This window comes from Methylocella tundrae, assembly GCF_038024855.1.
GTDB classification, from domain to species: domain Bacteria; phylum Pseudomonadota; class Alphaproteobacteria; order Rhizobiales; family Beijerinckiaceae; genus Methylocapsa; species Methylocapsa tundrae.
Genome location: NZ_CP139089.1, coordinates 1,361,416 through 1,375,624, shown reverse-complemented (window position 1 = coordinate 1,375,624; position 14,209 = coordinate 1,361,416). Strand labels below are relative to the sequence as shown.

Annotated in this window: 15 protein-coding genes and 2 pseudogenes; 7 read left to right on the top strand and 10 right to left on the bottom strand. The window is 61.1% G+C overall.

All coding sequences use genetic code 11. From position 1 onward, the window contains the following. Position 1: 1 nt before the first annotated feature. From SIN04_RS08860 to SIN04_RS08840, 5 genes are all read right to left on the bottom strand, one after another. Positions 2–493, bottom strand: coding sequence for a (2Fe-2S)-binding protein (locus SIN04_RS08860; RefSeq protein WP_244605735.1), 492 nt, complete (start codon positions 491–493; stop codon positions 2–4). Between the two features lie 85 nt (positions 494–578). Then, the gene (locus SIN04_RS08855; protein ID WP_197731954.1) at positions 579–1,739 is read right to left on the bottom strand and encodes a HoxN/HupN/NixA family nickel/cobalt transporter; all 1,161 of its coding nucleotides are present in this window, start codon (positions 1,737–1,739) and stop codon (positions 579–581) included. A 31-nt stretch (positions 1,740–1,770) separates the two neighbouring features. Further along, entirely contained in the window at positions 1,771–2,802 is a 1,032-nt protein-coding gene (locus SIN04_RS08850) for a DUF4331 family protein (protein ID WP_134488430.1), read from the bottom strand. 27 nt (positions 2,803–2,829) lie between these two features. After that, entirely contained in the window at positions 2,830–3,651 is an 822-nt protein-coding gene (locus SIN04_RS08845; RefSeq protein WP_134488428.1) for an alpha/beta fold hydrolase, read from the bottom strand. A gap of 98 nt (positions 3,652–3,749) precedes the next feature. Further along, positions 3,750–4,799, bottom strand: a complete 1,050-nt coding sequence (locus tag SIN04_RS08840) for an alpha/beta hydrolase (protein WP_134488426.1) — start codon at positions 4,797–4,799, stop codon at positions 3,750–3,752. A 501-nt stretch (positions 4,800–5,300) separates the two neighbouring features. Between SIN04_RS08840 and SIN04_RS08835 the strand changes: the two genes are divergently transcribed. Then, positions 5,301–6,278, top strand: a complete 978-nt coding sequence (locus SIN04_RS08835; RefSeq protein ID WP_134488424.1) for an AraC family transcriptional regulator — start codon at positions 5,301–5,303, stop codon at positions 6,276–6,278. A 166-nt stretch (positions 6,279–6,444) separates the two neighbouring features. Here the strand turns inward: SIN04_RS08835 and SIN04_RS08830 are convergent, their stop codons facing one another. Beyond that, positions 6,445–7,068: a sensor histidine kinase gene (locus SIN04_RS08830; protein ID WP_134488422.1), complete on the bottom strand. Its 624-nt coding sequence runs from the start codon at positions 7,066–7,068 to the stop codon at positions 6,445–6,447. 78 nt (positions 7,069–7,146) lie between these two features. Here SIN04_RS08830 and SIN04_RS08825 point away from each other — a divergent pair, with 78 nt between their 5' ends. After that, entirely contained in the window at positions 7,147–7,716 is a 570-nt protein-coding gene (locus SIN04_RS08825) for a hypothetical protein (protein ID WP_166795884.1), read from the top strand. A gap of 581 nt (positions 7,717–8,297) precedes the next feature. On the opposite strand, the gene SIN04_RS08820 is transcribed toward SIN04_RS08825, so the two are convergent. Further along, positions 8,298–9,053 carry a LysR substrate-binding domain-containing protein gene (locus SIN04_RS08820; RefSeq protein ID WP_134488420.1) on the bottom strand — a complete coding sequence of 252 codons (756 nt, stop codon included), beginning with the start codon at positions 9,051–9,053 and terminating at the stop codon, positions 8,298–8,300. A 26-nt stretch (positions 9,054–9,079) separates the two neighbouring features. Further along, positions 9,080–9,298: pseudogene (locus SIN04_RS08815) on the bottom strand (transposase); the annotation flags it as partial. 86 nt (positions 9,299–9,384) lie between these two features. Between SIN04_RS08815 and SIN04_RS08810 the strand changes: the two are divergent. The 3 genes from SIN04_RS08810 to SIN04_RS08800 all read left to right on the top strand — a co-directional run bounded on the left by SIN04_RS08810 (position 9,385) and on the right by SIN04_RS08800 (position 11,693). Next, positions 9,385–10,944, top strand: a complete 1,560-nt coding sequence (locus tag SIN04_RS08810; RefSeq protein ID WP_322847415.1) for an ISL3 family transposase — start codon at positions 9,385–9,387, stop codon at positions 10,942–10,944. Positions 10,945–11,019: 75 nt separating this feature from the next. Then, entirely contained in the window at positions 11,020–11,217 is a 198-nt protein-coding gene (locus SIN04_RS08805) for a VOC family protein (RefSeq protein WP_341264379.1), read from the top strand. Continuing rightward, positions 11,214–11,693 carry an EVE domain-containing protein gene (locus SIN04_RS08800; RefSeq protein ID WP_134488418.1) on the top strand — a complete coding sequence of 160 codons (480 nt, stop codon included), beginning with the start codon at positions 11,214–11,216 and terminating at the stop codon, positions 11,691–11,693. Before SIN04_RS08805 ends, SIN04_RS08800 begins: the two co-directional genes overlap by 4 nt. Positions 11,694–11,856: 163 nt before the next feature. Here the strand turns inward: SIN04_RS08800 and SIN04_RS08795 are convergent, their stop codons facing one another. Both SIN04_RS08795 and SIN04_RS08790 read right to left on the bottom strand, forming a co-directional pair. After that, positions 11,857–12,585, bottom strand: a complete 729-nt coding sequence (locus SIN04_RS08795) for a hypothetical protein (protein WP_341264378.1) — start codon at positions 12,583–12,585, stop codon at positions 11,857–11,859. 4 nt (positions 12,586–12,589) lie between these two features. Continuing rightward, the gene (locus SIN04_RS08790) at positions 12,590–13,258 is read right to left on the bottom strand and encodes a hypothetical protein (protein WP_134488414.1); all 669 of its coding nucleotides are present in this window, start codon (positions 13,256–13,258) and stop codon (positions 12,590–12,592) included. A gap of 88 nt (positions 13,259–13,346) precedes the next feature. Here SIN04_RS08790 and SIN04_RS20245 point away from each other — a divergent pair. After that, positions 13,347–13,586 (top strand): annotated as a pseudogene (locus tag SIN04_RS20245) (transcriptional regulator); the annotation flags it as partial. Positions 13,587–13,768: 182 nt separating this feature from the next. Then, complete coding sequence (locus tag SIN04_RS08780; protein WP_134488412.1) at positions 13,769–14,119, top strand: c-type cytochrome; 351 nt, start codon at positions 13,769–13,771, stop codon at positions 14,117–14,119. Positions 14,120–14,209: the final 90 nt, after the last annotated feature.

The window sequence follows — 14,209 nt, the reverse complement described above, 5'->3', positions numbered from 1 at the left end:
CTCAGTCTCCCGCGGCCTGACGGACCGCGGCGACGATCTGCGGATAGGCGGCACAGCGGCAGAGATTGCCGCTCATCCATTCACGGATTTCCGCATCGGACCTCGTGTGCCCCTCGGCGATGCAGGCAACCGCCGCCATGATCTGACCCGGGGTGCAGAAGCCGCACTGGAAGGCATCCTGGTCGACGAAGGCTTGCTGGACCGGATGCAGCATATCTCTCTCGTCGGCCAGCCCTTCGATGGTAGTGATCTCGCGTCCGGCGGCGGCGGCGGCCAGCACCAGGCAAGCATTCACCCGCCTTCCATCGAGGTGCACGGTGCAGGTGCCGCACTCCCCAAAATTGCACCCCTTCTTCGTTCCAGTGAGTCCGAGATACTCGCGCAATGCATCGAGCAGCGTGACGCGCGCATCGAGCGAGATTGAATGCTCGCGGCCATTGACATTCAACGTTAGATCCAACTGCTCGCGAAACTTCATTCGGCCCGTCAGCATTTCGAACCTCCATTCGCATTCAAGGCGACTTTGACCCATGATCTTACCTATATGCAAGGCATCGTCAGAGTTATCTTGCGGAACGTCACGCCTTCTCATCTCGGGACACATGCAGCGCAATCGGCGCGACCGCATGAGCGAAGTCGCCGCGCCGCAGCGATCCGCCGTCTGGTCCAGCGCCTCTGCGCTTGCGTAGCGCGACAGCGACGGCCCATATCGCAACGAACAGTCCGAAAATAATAAAGCCTATTGCGTTGAGATCGACGCCCCTGGCCCAATTCCAAAATGCGCCGTCGAGCTTCAACTTCTCCCCAAGCAATGCCGCGATTTCGACCGTCCCGATAATCAAGGCCACAATGATGGAAAGGCCCGTAACGACGAGATTGTAATAAATTTTGCGCTCAGGTTTGGCGAGTGCCCAGCGGTAAGTGAAGCTCATGAAGACACCATCGATCGCGTCCAGGAGCGACATGCCGGCGGCAAAAAGAACCGGCAGGCAAAGAATGGCGTACCAGGGTAAACCGGATGTGGCCCCGGAGGTCGTCAGCACCAGCAATGCAATTTCGGTTGCCGTGTCGAAGCTCAGGCCGAAGAGCAAGCCGACGAAATACATCTTGTACGGCTTGTCGACGATTCGCATCGCCGGCGCCACGAGACGGCTCATGAAGCCGCGGCTCTCGAGCGCGCCGCCGATCGACGCCCCGTCGTGATGTCCCGCCCGAACCTCGCGAAAGGTCCGCCAAATCCCGACAAAGATGACGAGATTGAAAGCGGCGATAACGTATAGGAACCCGCTCGAAACGATGGTGCCCGTTAGGTCCGCGAAATTGTGCAGCCACGAATAGTCGTCGAGCAGCCGGTCGACGGCGCCACGGACGCCAAGAGCCAGCAGCAAGGTCAAGGCGAACACAACGCTTGAATGACCGAGCGAGAACCAAAATCCGACCGATAAGGACGGCCTTGCGTCGTGCGCCAGCCTGCGCGTCGTATTGTCGATGGCGGCGATGTGATCGGCATCGAAGGCATGCCGAATGCCCAGCAGGTACGCGGCGATGCCGATCCCGATGCCGAAGGCCTTGCCGCCGACGCTCAAATGCTGCGGCACGACGATGGCGAGCAGGACGAGCCAGCCGACAATGTGGAGCGCGGCGACGACAATGATCATGCCGGTCAGGCTTCGCGCGGCATCGGCCTTGTTGTCCCAACGCGGGCGCAACCACGATGGGTAACGGCGACTGGCGATCATTGACATAAGCCCGATGGGTCGCATCCTGGGTTCATGCGACCGTTGGAACATACGGGAACGCCGCCCGCGGCTTCGACGTCACCGACTCTTTGCCAATACCGAGGCGAACAGGAGCGTTGGCGGCGATCGAAAACATGACATCGGGAGCGTTGTCGGTCAGCGACCTGCCGTTCCATTCGGCAAAGCCGAACACGGCCGGCGTGCCGACCTCGTAGGGGAGGATGTTCGGCAAGAATCGCTGCGCCACCTTCTCGCCATAGGCCCGCGGACTCTCCGCGGTGCCGGTTGCGGACACGACGCCGGCGATGGCCTTTACAATGGTCTCGCCGTAGGTTGCGCGATCGTCGGCCGGACGGCCCGCGTCCAGACGATTGCCGAGATCTTCGTTGTACTGGGTGAACAACGGATGGATCATCGGCAGGCCGACGCGGTTGATCGACCGCCATCCGCCCGCGTCGGTGGCAAGGGTCGCCACCGCCCACACGCCGATCCGTTTGCCGCCCGAGCCGTTGAGCAACTCGGTGTCCGGAACTTCGAGCACAATCGCGTAGACCGTGTGCCCGGCGAAAAGGTTCTTCGCCTTGCTCGGCGTCCAGTCGCCGAGATTGATCGGCGTGCCGTCCTGGAAGGCGTGACCGACGGCATGCAGCACGTCCGGCTCGATCCAGAATGGGTCACCGGCTTTGCCGGCCCAGACGAGCACGCCCGCAGGCGTGGTGGCGGTCTCGCCGGTAATGCCCCGGGCGATGACAGAGCCGACCGCATGCGGATCGGCAGCGTCGGCGCCTCTGATCGACCGGAGGACGAAGCGCTGTCGGCCATCGGCATCGCGTTCATCGAAGGTGAGACGGTAGGTAAGCTCCTCGATGGCGTCGCCGTCGAAGTCGACTTTGAATTCGTACATGCCTTCCGGGTGATAACCCGGCGCCGGAATATCGCCGGCAATGGAATGGCACACATTGATGACGAAGACCGTTCCCGTTTCACCTTGGAAAGCATAGAGATCGGTGATGTCGAGACGGACGTCCTCGCGGGCGATCGGCGAATCTAGATGGTGCGACATGGGTAGTTACCTTGAGGTATGGCTTGCTCAGTTGCGAATGAAGGCGAGGAGCGCCTCGTTGATGACGTCCTTGTGGGTGGTGCACATGCCGTGCGGCGCGCCCGGGATCACCTTGAGCTCCGCCTTCTTCACCAGCTTTGCCGACAGCGCACCGGCATCGGCGAACGGCACGATCTGATCGGCGTCGCCGTGCAGGATCAGCGTCGGCACGTCGATGTTCTTGAGGTCGTCGGTCTGATCGGTCTCCGAGAAGGCCTTGACGCAGAAATAGGACGCCGGAAAGCCACACATCATGCCCTGAAGCCAGAACGACTGCCTAACGCCGTCGGAGGCCACGACGCCGGGCTTGTTGTAGCCATAGAAGGGGATACTCAGGTCCAGCCAAAACTTGGAGCGATCAGCCACGATGCCGGCACGGATGTCGTCGAACACCTTGAGCGGCAGACCGCCCGGGTTGTTCGCGGTCTTGAGCATCAGCGGCGGCACGGCGCCGATCAGCACCGCCCTGGCCACGCGCCGCGTGCCGTGGCGCGCGATGTAGCGGGCGACTTCGCCGCCGCCGGTCGAGTGACCGACATGGATGGCGTCCTTGAGATCGAGCTTCGCCGTGAGCTCGGCGAGATCGTCGGCGTAGGTGTCCATGTCGTTGCCCTGCCAGGGCTGAGTCGATCGGCCGTGGCCGCGCCGGTCATGGGCGATGACGCGATAGCCGCGCGAGCCAAGGAAGAACATCTGATCCTCGAAGGCATCGCCGCAGAGCGGCCAGCCGTGGCTGAACACGATCGGCTGACCCGCGCCCCAGTCCCGATAGTAGATTTCGGTGCCGTCTTTCACTTTGACGAATGGCATTGCAAAGCCTCCTTCAATCTTGAGCTCGATCTAGGCTCGGCGTATTCCGGCCGGCGGCGCAGGCGTGGCGCTTGCGCCGCTGCTTCGGAAACGGTCGGTTACTGAGTGGCGGTTTGTACCGTGAGATGATCGCGAATGCCTTCGCTCGCCTGATGCAGCGCCGCTTTGACTTCCGGCAGGCCGCGCAGCGCGTTCAGAGCCACGAAATCGTGAATCATCCCGTTGTAGCGGACCGCCGTCACCGCGACGCCCGCGTCCTTGAGTTTGCGTGCGTATCTTTCACCATCATCGCGGAGCGGATCGTTCTCCGCGGTGATCACCAGCGCCGGCGGTAGACCCTTGAGCTCCTCCTTGCTCGCCCGCAGCGGCGACACGTAAGGAAGATTGCGCGTCTTCTCTTCCAGTGCGTAAAGCTCCCAGCCATAGGCCATGAACGTGCGGGTCAGAAAGCGGCCCGTACCGAACTCACGATAGGACGGCGTATCGACGCTCGCGTCGGTCGCCGGAATCAATAGTACCTGGTAGCTGATCTTCGGACCGTGGCGGTCTTTCGCCATCAGCGCGAGCGCTGCGGTCATGTCGCCGCCCACCGAATTGCCCGCGACCGCGATGCGGCCGCCGTCGGCGCCGAACTCGCTCGCGTGTGCGGCGATCCATTTAAGCGCGGCGTAGGCCTGGTCCATCTGCGTCGGATAGCGCGCGGCCGGCAGCGACGTGTATTCGACGAAAACGCCGACCTGGCCCGACTCGACGACGAGGTCGCGCAACAGCCGCTCGTGATTGGCGAAATTGCCGATGATCCAGACGCCGCCGTGGATGAACAACAGCACGCCCGGCTTCGCCGCCGGGTGCTCCGACGTCATGATGTAAAGCTTCACCTCCTGGCCGTCCTGATTGATCGTCCGGTCGGTGACTGTCACGCCGGACATGTCGACCGGCGTCTTGTTTTGCAGCGCGGTGAAGATCTCTTGTGGCTTGGGTTGCGGAAGCCGCCAGAACTGCGAGCTGTCCTTGTTGATCTCGTCGAGGAAAGCGCGCACCTGGGGATCGATGCGGTCGTCCGTTGCGGGATTGGGTGCCGCGAGGACCGGCGGCGCCAGCAGCGCCAGGCCGGCGATCAGCGCGGCCAGTTTTGCGATGGGACTCATTGACATGTTCCTTGTCGGTGGGAAGTGGTCCGGGCTGCGAATGCTGACCGCCACATGACAGTGGCGCGGAGCCGCAAAGCGGCTGACGCCCGAGATCGACGATCGGCCAAGCTCGCTTTCGCCATTCTGGTCCCCGCGTCGTGCAGCCAGCGATGGCGCCATTGGTATATTCAGCCGGCGCCTTGGTCTTTTCTGTTCGCGCCACGTTTTTCTCGGAATAGCCGCGCTGTTCTCGTCGCGCGGCCGGTGACCACCTGCACAGGTTATTTCCAAGAATAGGACTTATATCCTGCTCACGCCCGTACGCGGCGCTTGCGCCCGCTAAAAGTAAGCAGCTCTGAGCGGCTGGTCATCTGACCGGTCATTTGACAGAAGCGACGGTTTTTCTCGCCGCATAGCCTGCGATCTCCGAAAGCCAACGAGGCGTTGCATAGCGAAGCGGACAAATGGGCATGCCATCAGGCAACACCGCGCAGTCCGCGCACTATCAGGAGTCAGACTGTGAAACCGGAACACCAATATTCAGATGCTCTCGGCACGCCATATCTGGCAATACCGCGGACATCTTCTTCTCGCAGCGCGACTCGACCCGCCGGGACAACCCCGCCCACGGTCAACGAAGTGCGGATTTTCGACGCCGATGTGCTCGTGAAGCGCTCCGAAGAATGGGCCGGCGGCAAGGCTGTGCTGGTCGACCGCCAACCGCGCGCCGAGTTGACGAAATTTGCCCACTGCCTGAAACGGCACACGATCGCGCTGCACGTCGAAGGCGCCAACACATCCGCAACCCTGAAATATGACGACGGCAAGCAAAGCGTGACGGGCAGCACGGTGGGCCAGGTCATGCTCATTCCGGCAAGGCATCACCTTGAAGGCTTTGCCGATTACTCATCGAAAGTGCGGCACCTGCTGCTGACGCTCGACCCGCAAATGCTCGATCGCGAATATGACGACACAGCCGACTTTGACACTCTGGATTTGCCCTACCGGCCGAATCTCAATGACGGCGTGATCGCCGGGCAGATGCGTGTGCTGCAGAGCGAGCTCGATCGGCCGGGGCCGCTCAGCCGCCTGTTTGTGGAAAGCCTGTGCTGCGAAATCGCGGTGCGCTCGCTGCGGATCTGTACCAGGCGGGCGCCTATGCGCATCAGCAGCGGTCTCGCGCCGCGACGCCTGCGCCTGGTAAAGGACTACATCGAAGCCAATCTCTCCAACAGTATAACGTTGGCGGACCTCGCTGCCATCGCCAATGTGAGCTGCTCGCACTTCTCGCGCGCCTTCCGCGCATCGACCGGCATCGGCGCGCACCGATATATAGTCCGGCAGCGGATCGAACAGGCCAAGCAACTGCTGACCGAGGGCAAAATGTCGATCGCTGAGATCGCCCTCGCCGCCGGCTTCGGCAACCAGAGCCACCTGACGACGCGCTTCCGTCGCGAAGTAGGTACGACGCCGGCGCGGTTCAGGAATCTGGCCTGACGGCGGGCTTTCGCCACTCCATCGAAATCAAGAGACCGAGCGCCGGAGGCGTTTCGCCTTGAGAAACAACGCTTGCGGGCTGTTGCTCCGTGGCGGCGCGTGGTCGCGACAACAGTCTCACGCGGGCCGCCGGTTGCCGCAACGACTCGCACGGCGCCGCGGCTAGTTAGTCATTAGTGTAGACGGGAAAAGTAACGATCGATACCGAGCCTTGGGCACCAAATTGTTGGGAGAAATTGCCGTTCAGACTCTCCGCCAACGATCTGACGATCTTTAGCCCGCCATGCGGCCGCGCTTTGCCCGAATTCCTGCCGTTGTCGGACACGATGCACATTGCCACGCTCTTGTTCTCGATCAGCTCGACGCGGATCGTCCCGCCCTGGCCGCTGAAGGCATGACGCGCAGCATTGGTGATGAGCTCGTTCACGATCATGCCAAGCATCCAGCAGCGCTCGGACGCCAGCGCCATCGGCTGGGCGGCAATCACGATCTTGATATTCTGGCTTTCCAGTTTCGAGCGGCTGACCGCATGGCACAGGCGGCAAAGGTAGTCCGCGACATCGACCGAAGTGCCCAGGTCCGGCATCTGCAGCGCCCGGTGGACGCGGGCGCAATGCTCGAGGTGCTGCTGCACATTGCCCAATACGCTCTGCACTTGTTGGTCGCCACTGCGCGAGGCCGCGAGCGAGACCATGTAGACCGCCGAGGCGAACTCGTTGCTGATGCGATGCGTCATCTCGCGCATGAGCAAACTAGCGTCGGGCAAGGTCGGTTTCACGAGCACGTTCATTGCCACCCTCCAGAATTAGACGTGGGCCTCCTGCCATTCGCATTACCAAAGCAAATTTGGAGGTCGATCGATATCATTTTGCTGCTCGTTTTTTCCGCTTCCTGTCTTGTTCGCGGCCTGATTTTGCAACGTGTTGGCTTTGGCTCAGCTTCGCCGCCGCCCGATCGCGCTTTCGCTGCCAGCCTTCCTCCTTGGCACGCTCGGCGTCGGCCGGAATGTGCTTTTCTCCAGCTTGACCGCCTCCGCCATCGAAACGCCGAGGGCTTCAGTTTCGGATTTGAACTGCTCCGCCCCTCGCCCGCGACCGGTTCAAAGCCCCGGACGGAGGCTGCCTGGACAATCCGTGGCAGGATGACCGCAAGTCTGCTTCACTTTCTTTCCGACGGCCTTCTTCGCCCACCAGCCAAGCGGCGGATTGAGGATGCCATGCTTTCTGCAGATTTTGTGGAGTGCGACGTGAGCGATTACGAACTCCGTCGCCAAGTGCGCCATCGGCTTGGACCAGACGAGTTCGTAAAATTCTTCACGCGTGAAGACTCGGGCAACGACCATCCCTTCCAGAACGCACACGCCGCCAGAGGTGCAATTGAGGTGCTGCTACTGCACGGCAGCCTAATCTGCGCGATGTCCTCGCCACACAAGTCCTGAAACACGCCGGGTCCTATGAACAAGCTAGCAGCCATCCAGGACAGGCCGGTTGTTCTCGCGAAGCACTACGGGCGGTTCCATAGCAAGCGACCAGCGCGATCGCTAAGGATCGATTACAAGTGACATCTATCGATACGTTTCAGTCGCCAGTTGTACGCTGCTCTATCCCCGAGTATCCGTCGGCACGCCCCCGTCACTCCCACTCGATTGTTCTGAAGCATCATAACGCGTTGATCCATCGATGAAAATCGTTCCGCTGACGACGAAGAGCCGTATTCCGGATCCGTCAGAAATTCTCGCTCTTGAATTCAAAGGAGAATTTCGGCGATTCGCGATTTGCTCGGTTTCAAAGACTCTCGATATCGGTTGGTCTATTTTCCTCGGAGTTCTCCGCAAAAGCGGCGTGTCCAGCCTGCCAAAAAGACCGTCAGCGATGGTGAAGTCCGTCGCCGTCAGTAGTGTGGCCCTCGCGCCGGTTGCGATACGGCGCAACATTCGCGGATTGAACGACGCCGCTTCAAGCGATCGCAGCTCGGCTTCCGACCGGATTACGGCAAGCGTCGCCGGCGACGTGCCGGGCGTCAGTCGCGCGATACGGACAGCCCCGCGAGAAGTGGAGCGTACGCGGCGAGCCTGCGGGATACGAACTCCGTGAAGAGCCGCACGCGCTTCGTCTTGCGTGTCTCCCCCTGCGTGAGAAGCCAGAGCGTTCCATGCATGTGCAGGTCGGTGCCCGGCACCCTCACCAGTAGGGGGTCGGCATCTCCGACGAAGCACGGCAGTGTCGTCATCCCGAGCCCTTGCCGTACAGCAACGATCTGCGCCTCGGCGTCCGTGGTCCTGAATGGAACCCCCGTGGTGCGAACCTCACCCTCGCTGGCCCAATCCGGGATGCCATGAAGGCTTATGACGATCCACCGGATGGGATCAGGCGCGCCCGCACGCCACGCGGCTAGCCGATCGCGGGACATGTAAACGCCGCCGAAGAAGTCCGGCCCCTTCAGGCCGTGAAGATTGAGCGGCAGGGTTTTGCGGTCGTAGACGACGCGGATCGCGACGTCGGCCTCTCGGTTGGTCAGATTTGCCAGCTCGCCGGACGACAAGATTTCCATCTCGATGTCCGGATGCAGACGCGCGAAATCGGCGAAGTCCGGCATGAGCAGGTGTGTCGCGAGGGGCGGTGCCAGCGTCACCCGCAGAAGCCCGCGCACGCTCTGGTCGCGCCCGAAGACGCGCGTCTCCAGCAGGTGCGACGACACTTCCATCTGGTCCGCGAACTCGAGGACCTCCTCGCCCGCAGCCGTCAGGCGGTAGCCCGAAGGCAGCTTTTCGAACATGTGCACCCCGAGGCGTTCCTCGAGTTGAACACGCCAAGCCGGCTCCAGCGGATAAAGCGGTTGTAGATCGTCTTATGCGGGCCGTAGTCCTTCGGGGCGTCGCGCCAGCGCAGTCCGTTGCGGATCACGAAGATAATCCCCGAGATCACACGCCGATCATCGACCCGCGCAACCCCATGCGACAGCGGAAAGTAAGGTTCAATACGGCGCATCTGCGCCGGCGACAGCCAAAACAGATCACTCATTGTCGATTTCCGCCGAGAATTGGCTCTGACTCATATTTGCTGCGGTTCGCCGGGACGCTCTTGCTGATTCGTCGGAGGAGCTGTGAATGGGTCAGCAATTTCAACGCGCCAGCCTGGCGCCAGATGGCTTTGCAGTTGATGGTGTCACGGTGGAAGGCGCCCGGGTCCAGATCCGGTTGCGGTCCCTTCGGCCGTTTGGTCATTGTCCAGATTGCGGTCGAAGAAGCGGCCGGATTCAGAGTCGGTATTTGCGCCGCCCCGCCGACCTTCCCCTTGGCGGCCGCCAAGTCGAACTGATGGTTATTGCGCGACGGTTCTGGTGCGACGCGGTTTTGTGCGGTCGGCGCATCTTTTGCGAACGATTTGAGACTGGCGTCCTTTCCCCATACGGCCGGCGCACCGGAAGGCTTGAGACTATCGTCCATCATCTCGGTCTGGCCTTGGGTGGCAGACCTGCGGCGGCTTTCGCCCTTCGCTTGATGATGCCCGTCAGCAACGACACGCTTCTGCGTGTCGTGCGTCGCCGCAGCACCCAGACCGATGGCGCCGAGCTTACGGTCATCGGCATTGACGACTTCGCGTTTCGTCGAGGACAGACCTATGGAACGATCGTCTGCGATCTTGAGCGCCGTCGCCCCGTGATCTTGTTGCCAGATCGGGCGCTGGACACCTCTCGGGCGTGGCTGGCTGAGCGGCCTTCAATACTTACGGTCGCCCGGGACCGGGGCGGCGGTTACGGCGAGGCCATCGCCAAAGCCCTGCCGCACGCTGAACAAGTCGCGGATCGTTGGCATCTCCTGGAGAACTCGAGCCGGGCCTTTCTCGATGCGGTTGGCAAATCCATGCGGCAGATCAGAAAGGCCATCGGCAGCAGCGTCATAGATCCCAAGCTTCTCACCTGTGCTGAGCGCCTCCAGTACCAGGGATATCTGCGTCGGCAGGAGACAAATGAGGCCATTCTGAAAATGTCGAAGCAAGGCGCCCCAATCAGGCAAATCGTGAGGGAGACGGGACACAGCCGCAAGCTTGTTCGCGACGTCCTGCGCGGCCAGCGGACGGATGTCTTCCGGACAAAGCCCAGTTCGCTGGATAGCTGGTCGCCCTGGCTGAATGAGCGCTGGGAGAAAGGGGAGCGCAATGCGCTGGCGCTTTGGCGCGAAATGCGTGTGGCGGGCTTTTCCGGGCGAAGCGGCGTGGTGTCACAATGGGCGCAACGCAGACGCCTTGCGGAAAAGGCAGGTCAAAACGCGCTGGCGCGAACGCCGTCAGCTCGGATCATCGCCCGTCTAATGACGTCGGCACGTGACGACCTGACAAAGTCTGAAGCCATTCTGGTGGCGGCCATTGAAGGAAATGTCCAGGATCTGGTTGTTGCTCGCGAGGCCATCATGGAGTTCCAATCCATGATCCGATCAAAGGCGGCCGCCAAGCTGGACGCGTGGCTCGAAGCTGGGAAGGGAACCCTTGTCGGATCTTTCGCCAATGGTGTCGAGAAAGATCTGGCCGCCGTCCGAAATGCGATCATCTCGCCCTGGTCCAATGGACAGACGGAGGGGCAGATCACTCGTCTGAAACTCATCAAACGCCAGATGTACGGGCGCGCCAAAATCGATCTGCTTCAGGCGCGACTGATCGGCGCGGGGTAGCTGATCGCCTTCAGCAAAAATGCGTCAGAGCCAGTTCTCAGTGGAAATCAACACTTCGCAGTAAGAAAGCCTTTGGTGGACCTGGACGCAGCTCAGGGGAGACTGGGCTGGGGCATTGCTCTGTGGTTTGGCTGTGATGACGCCGATGCGCTGCATGAGGAATTGAAGGCGGCAGGAATAGCCATCGCCTTTCCGCCGAAGGACGGTCCGTTCGGCCGGTATTTCGCGTTCCGTGATCCGTTTGGCTACACGATCACGGTTCATACCGCATGACGCGCTACTGGATTGGTGTTGCGAGCCGCGATCATGTCAAGGCGGCAGAGACTGGCGGGTTTTGCCAGTTCTGCCACGGGCGCGAGGCCCGCGTTCGCAAGCTCTCGGCTGGAGATGGCGTGGTCTATTATTCGCCACGTGAACGCATGGGTGAGGGCGCGCTAATTCGCGCCTTTACGGCTATCGGACGGGTGCGACCGGGTACAGCATGTCATGCCGAACAATCCGGATGCTTCCACCCCTGGCGTCGCGATATCGACTATCAGCCTACAAAAGAAGCGCCGATCACCCCTTTGCTCGGCCAGCTTTCCTTCTCGCGAGAGAACCAGAATTGGGGATGGCTGATGCGTCAGGGCTTCTTCGAAATTACGCAGGCGGACTTCGACACGATCGCGATCGCCATGGAATACAGATTCCCTTCGCAGCAGTCGATCAACAGTCAGACCAACGGCGCCATTCCAACTGAAATCGGATAAAAGAGGAAAATCGGCGGCTCTCGACGGCAATTCGTTCGCGAAACGAGACCTTTTGGGCACTGTGGCGGAAGAGGTGTCCCCCAAAGAAGTCAAGTATGATACTGATATATAGATAGTTTTTTAAAAACGGTTTTGTTCCATCCTAGTTTCAATCCTAGCCGATTTAAGCGCGTGAGAGCGGGTCGATCTCGTAGAGTGTTGCCGCGTTCATCGGCGGCCATTCGCTTGGGAAGCGCCAACCGCCATTGCGATCGAGGGGCGGCGTTCGGCCGGTCCGCGCCTTGACGAAAGCCCACCAGGCGTCGCCTTGCGGCGAATCGCGCTTGACGTGGAAGGTTTGCGATGGCGCCTCGCGCGGCGAGCGCGAAGGCGGCCGCAAGATGCGCTTGGCGTCGGCGTCGCGGCGCATGAACCGCCGCAAGGTCGCGTGCCAATCGGACCGCAGCGCCTTCTCTCCGACAGCCTCGGCCGCCCAAAGCCGCAGATCCTCGATCGCCCGCCGGATTTCCTCGCCGCTCAGCCCCTCGGCCGCGCCGAAGGCCAAGTCTTCCGCGCTCGGCTCGAAATCGGCCGGCAGGCGGCTTGCCGGCGCGGGCGCGCGCTCCCCCGAGGTTAGGGGGTTATTTTCTTTAGGGGGTGTGGGGGATTTTTCTTTTAGGGGGGAAGGAGGTAACGCGCTGTCACGCCGTGACATGCGTGACGCCTGAGCCTCAGTGCGCCGGCGTTCGCGGCAACGCTGCTGCCGGAGCCTTGCAGCTTCGCGCAGCCGCGCCAGGCGCTCTTCGCGTTCGCGCTCTTTGGCGGCTTCGAGCGCCGCCACGGCCGCCGCGATCTGTTCGGCCGTGCAGCCTTCCTTGACAAGAGCCACCGCGATCGGCCCAAAGGTCGCCATCAGATCACGCCTCCAGCGGCCGGCCTGCGAAGGAACGGAGCAGAACTTTCACGTTGTCGCCCCCAATTTCGTCAACGCATTCGACGAGATATTCTGCTTTTACGCTGGTATCTTCGACCGAGGCGCATGGGAAGCCGCATATCTTGAGCAGAATATTGAGGGCGTCTTCGACAGCCTCTTCGGCCGCTGTCTCGGCCGCCGCGAGCCCCGAGCTCTCGCGTAAACCGCTCATCTCCGACAAAAGTGTTTCGAAATGCTCGATTTTGTCGCGGCGCAGCTCCTCGAACATTTCGTCGAATCGGCGGCGCATAGCGGGCGACGATCCCATCTTGATCAGCCTGAACTCGCGCAGCTTTTCGTTTTCGAGGAGATCAAGCAGAAGCGTAAGGGTGCTCTCGGGATGATTGACGTTGAAATCAACGCCATCAATATCGAAGATCTTGCAAGCCCTCTTGAAGCGCTCCAAGGCTTCGTCTTCGTGATCCCAGGCCCTTTTGCGGATACCGACGGCGCGCCGATGCGTTTCGATCAGGTTGAGCAACTCGGGCGAGACCGCCGGCGCGGCGACGGCGTGAGACAGCGCGCCAAAGACGGCGCCGGCCGATCCGGCGGCGAGGAACAGGCGGCGATTTGGCAAGCCGATAGCGGCTGCCGGAACATAGGTGTTCGGCATTGAAGTGATGTCCTATTGGTATGTCAGCGATCTAGTGATATGCTACGTATCACATGGATACTCTTTGATCAATAGGCGATCATACGATATGTCAGATATCACAGGGGCACAGATGCGGGCCGCAAGGGCGCTAGTTCGTTGGCGCGCTGAAGACCTCGCGGAGGCGTCAAAGATTGGCATCGCCACGATTAGGCGAGCGGAAGGTACGGATGGCGCGCTCTCGATGACGCCGGCCAATCAAGCCGCCATCCGCGCCGCCCTCGAAGCCGCTGGCGTGATCTTCGTCGAGGAAAACGGCGAAGGACCAGGAGTGAGGTTGAAAAAGCAGGCGCCAGCCGTCGCCGAGCTAACCGAAACAATTCACGCCCTGGACGAGAAAATCGCCGCGATAGACGTCGAAGGCGAGCCAAGCCCCGAGATCGGCATGAACCGCCTCAAAAAGGCGCTCGTTCAGAACGAGCAGACAAATCTCAAAAACCGGCGCACCAGTTTAAGGAAGGGGAAGCCGAAATGACCCACGGAATCCGATCGATGATAAAATTCAACTCATTCGCAACGACTCTTCTGGCCTTAATCGCCGCCTTGTCGAATGCTAGCGCCCAAACGGCAGATCCAGCCGTCGGCCGGCGACTTGCCAACGCAGTCTGTAGCGCTTGTCATCAGGTCGGCGCCGTTCCAACGCCGCAACCCATGAACTCGAAGGCTCCTAGCTTCCTCGACATCAGCCACATGCGTTCCACAACCGAACTCGCCATCAAAGTTTTCCTTCGGTCCTCCCACCCGACCATGCCGAACATCATACTGAACCAAGAGGAAACGGACTCCGTCGCGGCTTACATCGTTGGTCTCGCAAAGAATTAGGCCGCAACCGCCCGCCGCCGGCTTTTGGAGCGCCGGACTTTGGCGATAATGCCGAATCGGGCAAGCGTCAGGCTCCGCAAAGCCAAGCCG

Coding starts and splice junctions, on each gene's coding strand:
- SIN04_RS08860 (WP_244605735.1), bottom strand. CDS start 493: ATGCTGACGGGCCGAATGAAGTTTCGCGAGCAGTTGGATCTAACGTTG.
- SIN04_RS08855 (WP_197731954.1), bottom strand. CDS start 1,739: ATGATCGCCAGTCGCCGTTACCCATCGTGGTTGCGCCCGCGTTGGGAC.
- SIN04_RS08850 (WP_134488430.1), bottom strand. CDS start 2,802: ATGTCGCACCATCTAGATTCGCCGATCGCCCGCGAGGACGTCCGTCTC.
- SIN04_RS08845 (WP_134488428.1), bottom strand. CDS start 3,651: ATGCCATTCGTCAAAGTGAAAGACGGCACCGAAATCTACTATCGGGAC.
- SIN04_RS08840 (WP_134488426.1), bottom strand. CDS start 4,799: ATGAGTCCCATCGCAAAACTGGCCGCGCTGATCGCCGGCCTGGCGCTG.
- SIN04_RS08830 (WP_134488422.1), bottom strand. CDS start 7,068: ATGAACGTGCTCGTGAAACCGACCTTGCCCGACGCTAGTTTGCTCATG.
- SIN04_RS08820 (WP_134488420.1), bottom strand. CDS start 9,053: ATGTTCGAAAAGCTGCCTTCGGGCTACCGCCTGACGGCTGCGGGCGAG.
- SIN04_RS08810 (WP_322847415.1), top strand. CDS start 9,385: ATGGGTCAGCAATTTCAACGCGCCAGCCTGGCGCCAGATGGCTTTGCA.
- SIN04_RS08800 (WP_134488418.1), top strand. CDS start 11,214: ATGACGCGCTACTGGATTGGTGTTGCGAGCCGCGATCATGTCAAGGCG.
- SIN04_RS08795 (WP_341264378.1), bottom strand. CDS start 12,585: ATGGCGACCTTTGGGCCGATCGCGGTGGCTCTTGTCAAGGAAGGCTGC.
- SIN04_RS08790 (WP_134488414.1), bottom strand. CDS start 13,258: ATGCCGAACACCTATGTTCCGGCAGCCGCTATCGGCTTGCCAAATCGC.
- SIN04_RS08780 (WP_134488412.1), top strand. CDS start 13,769: ATGACCCACGGAATCCGATCGATGATAAAATTCAACTCATTCGCAACG.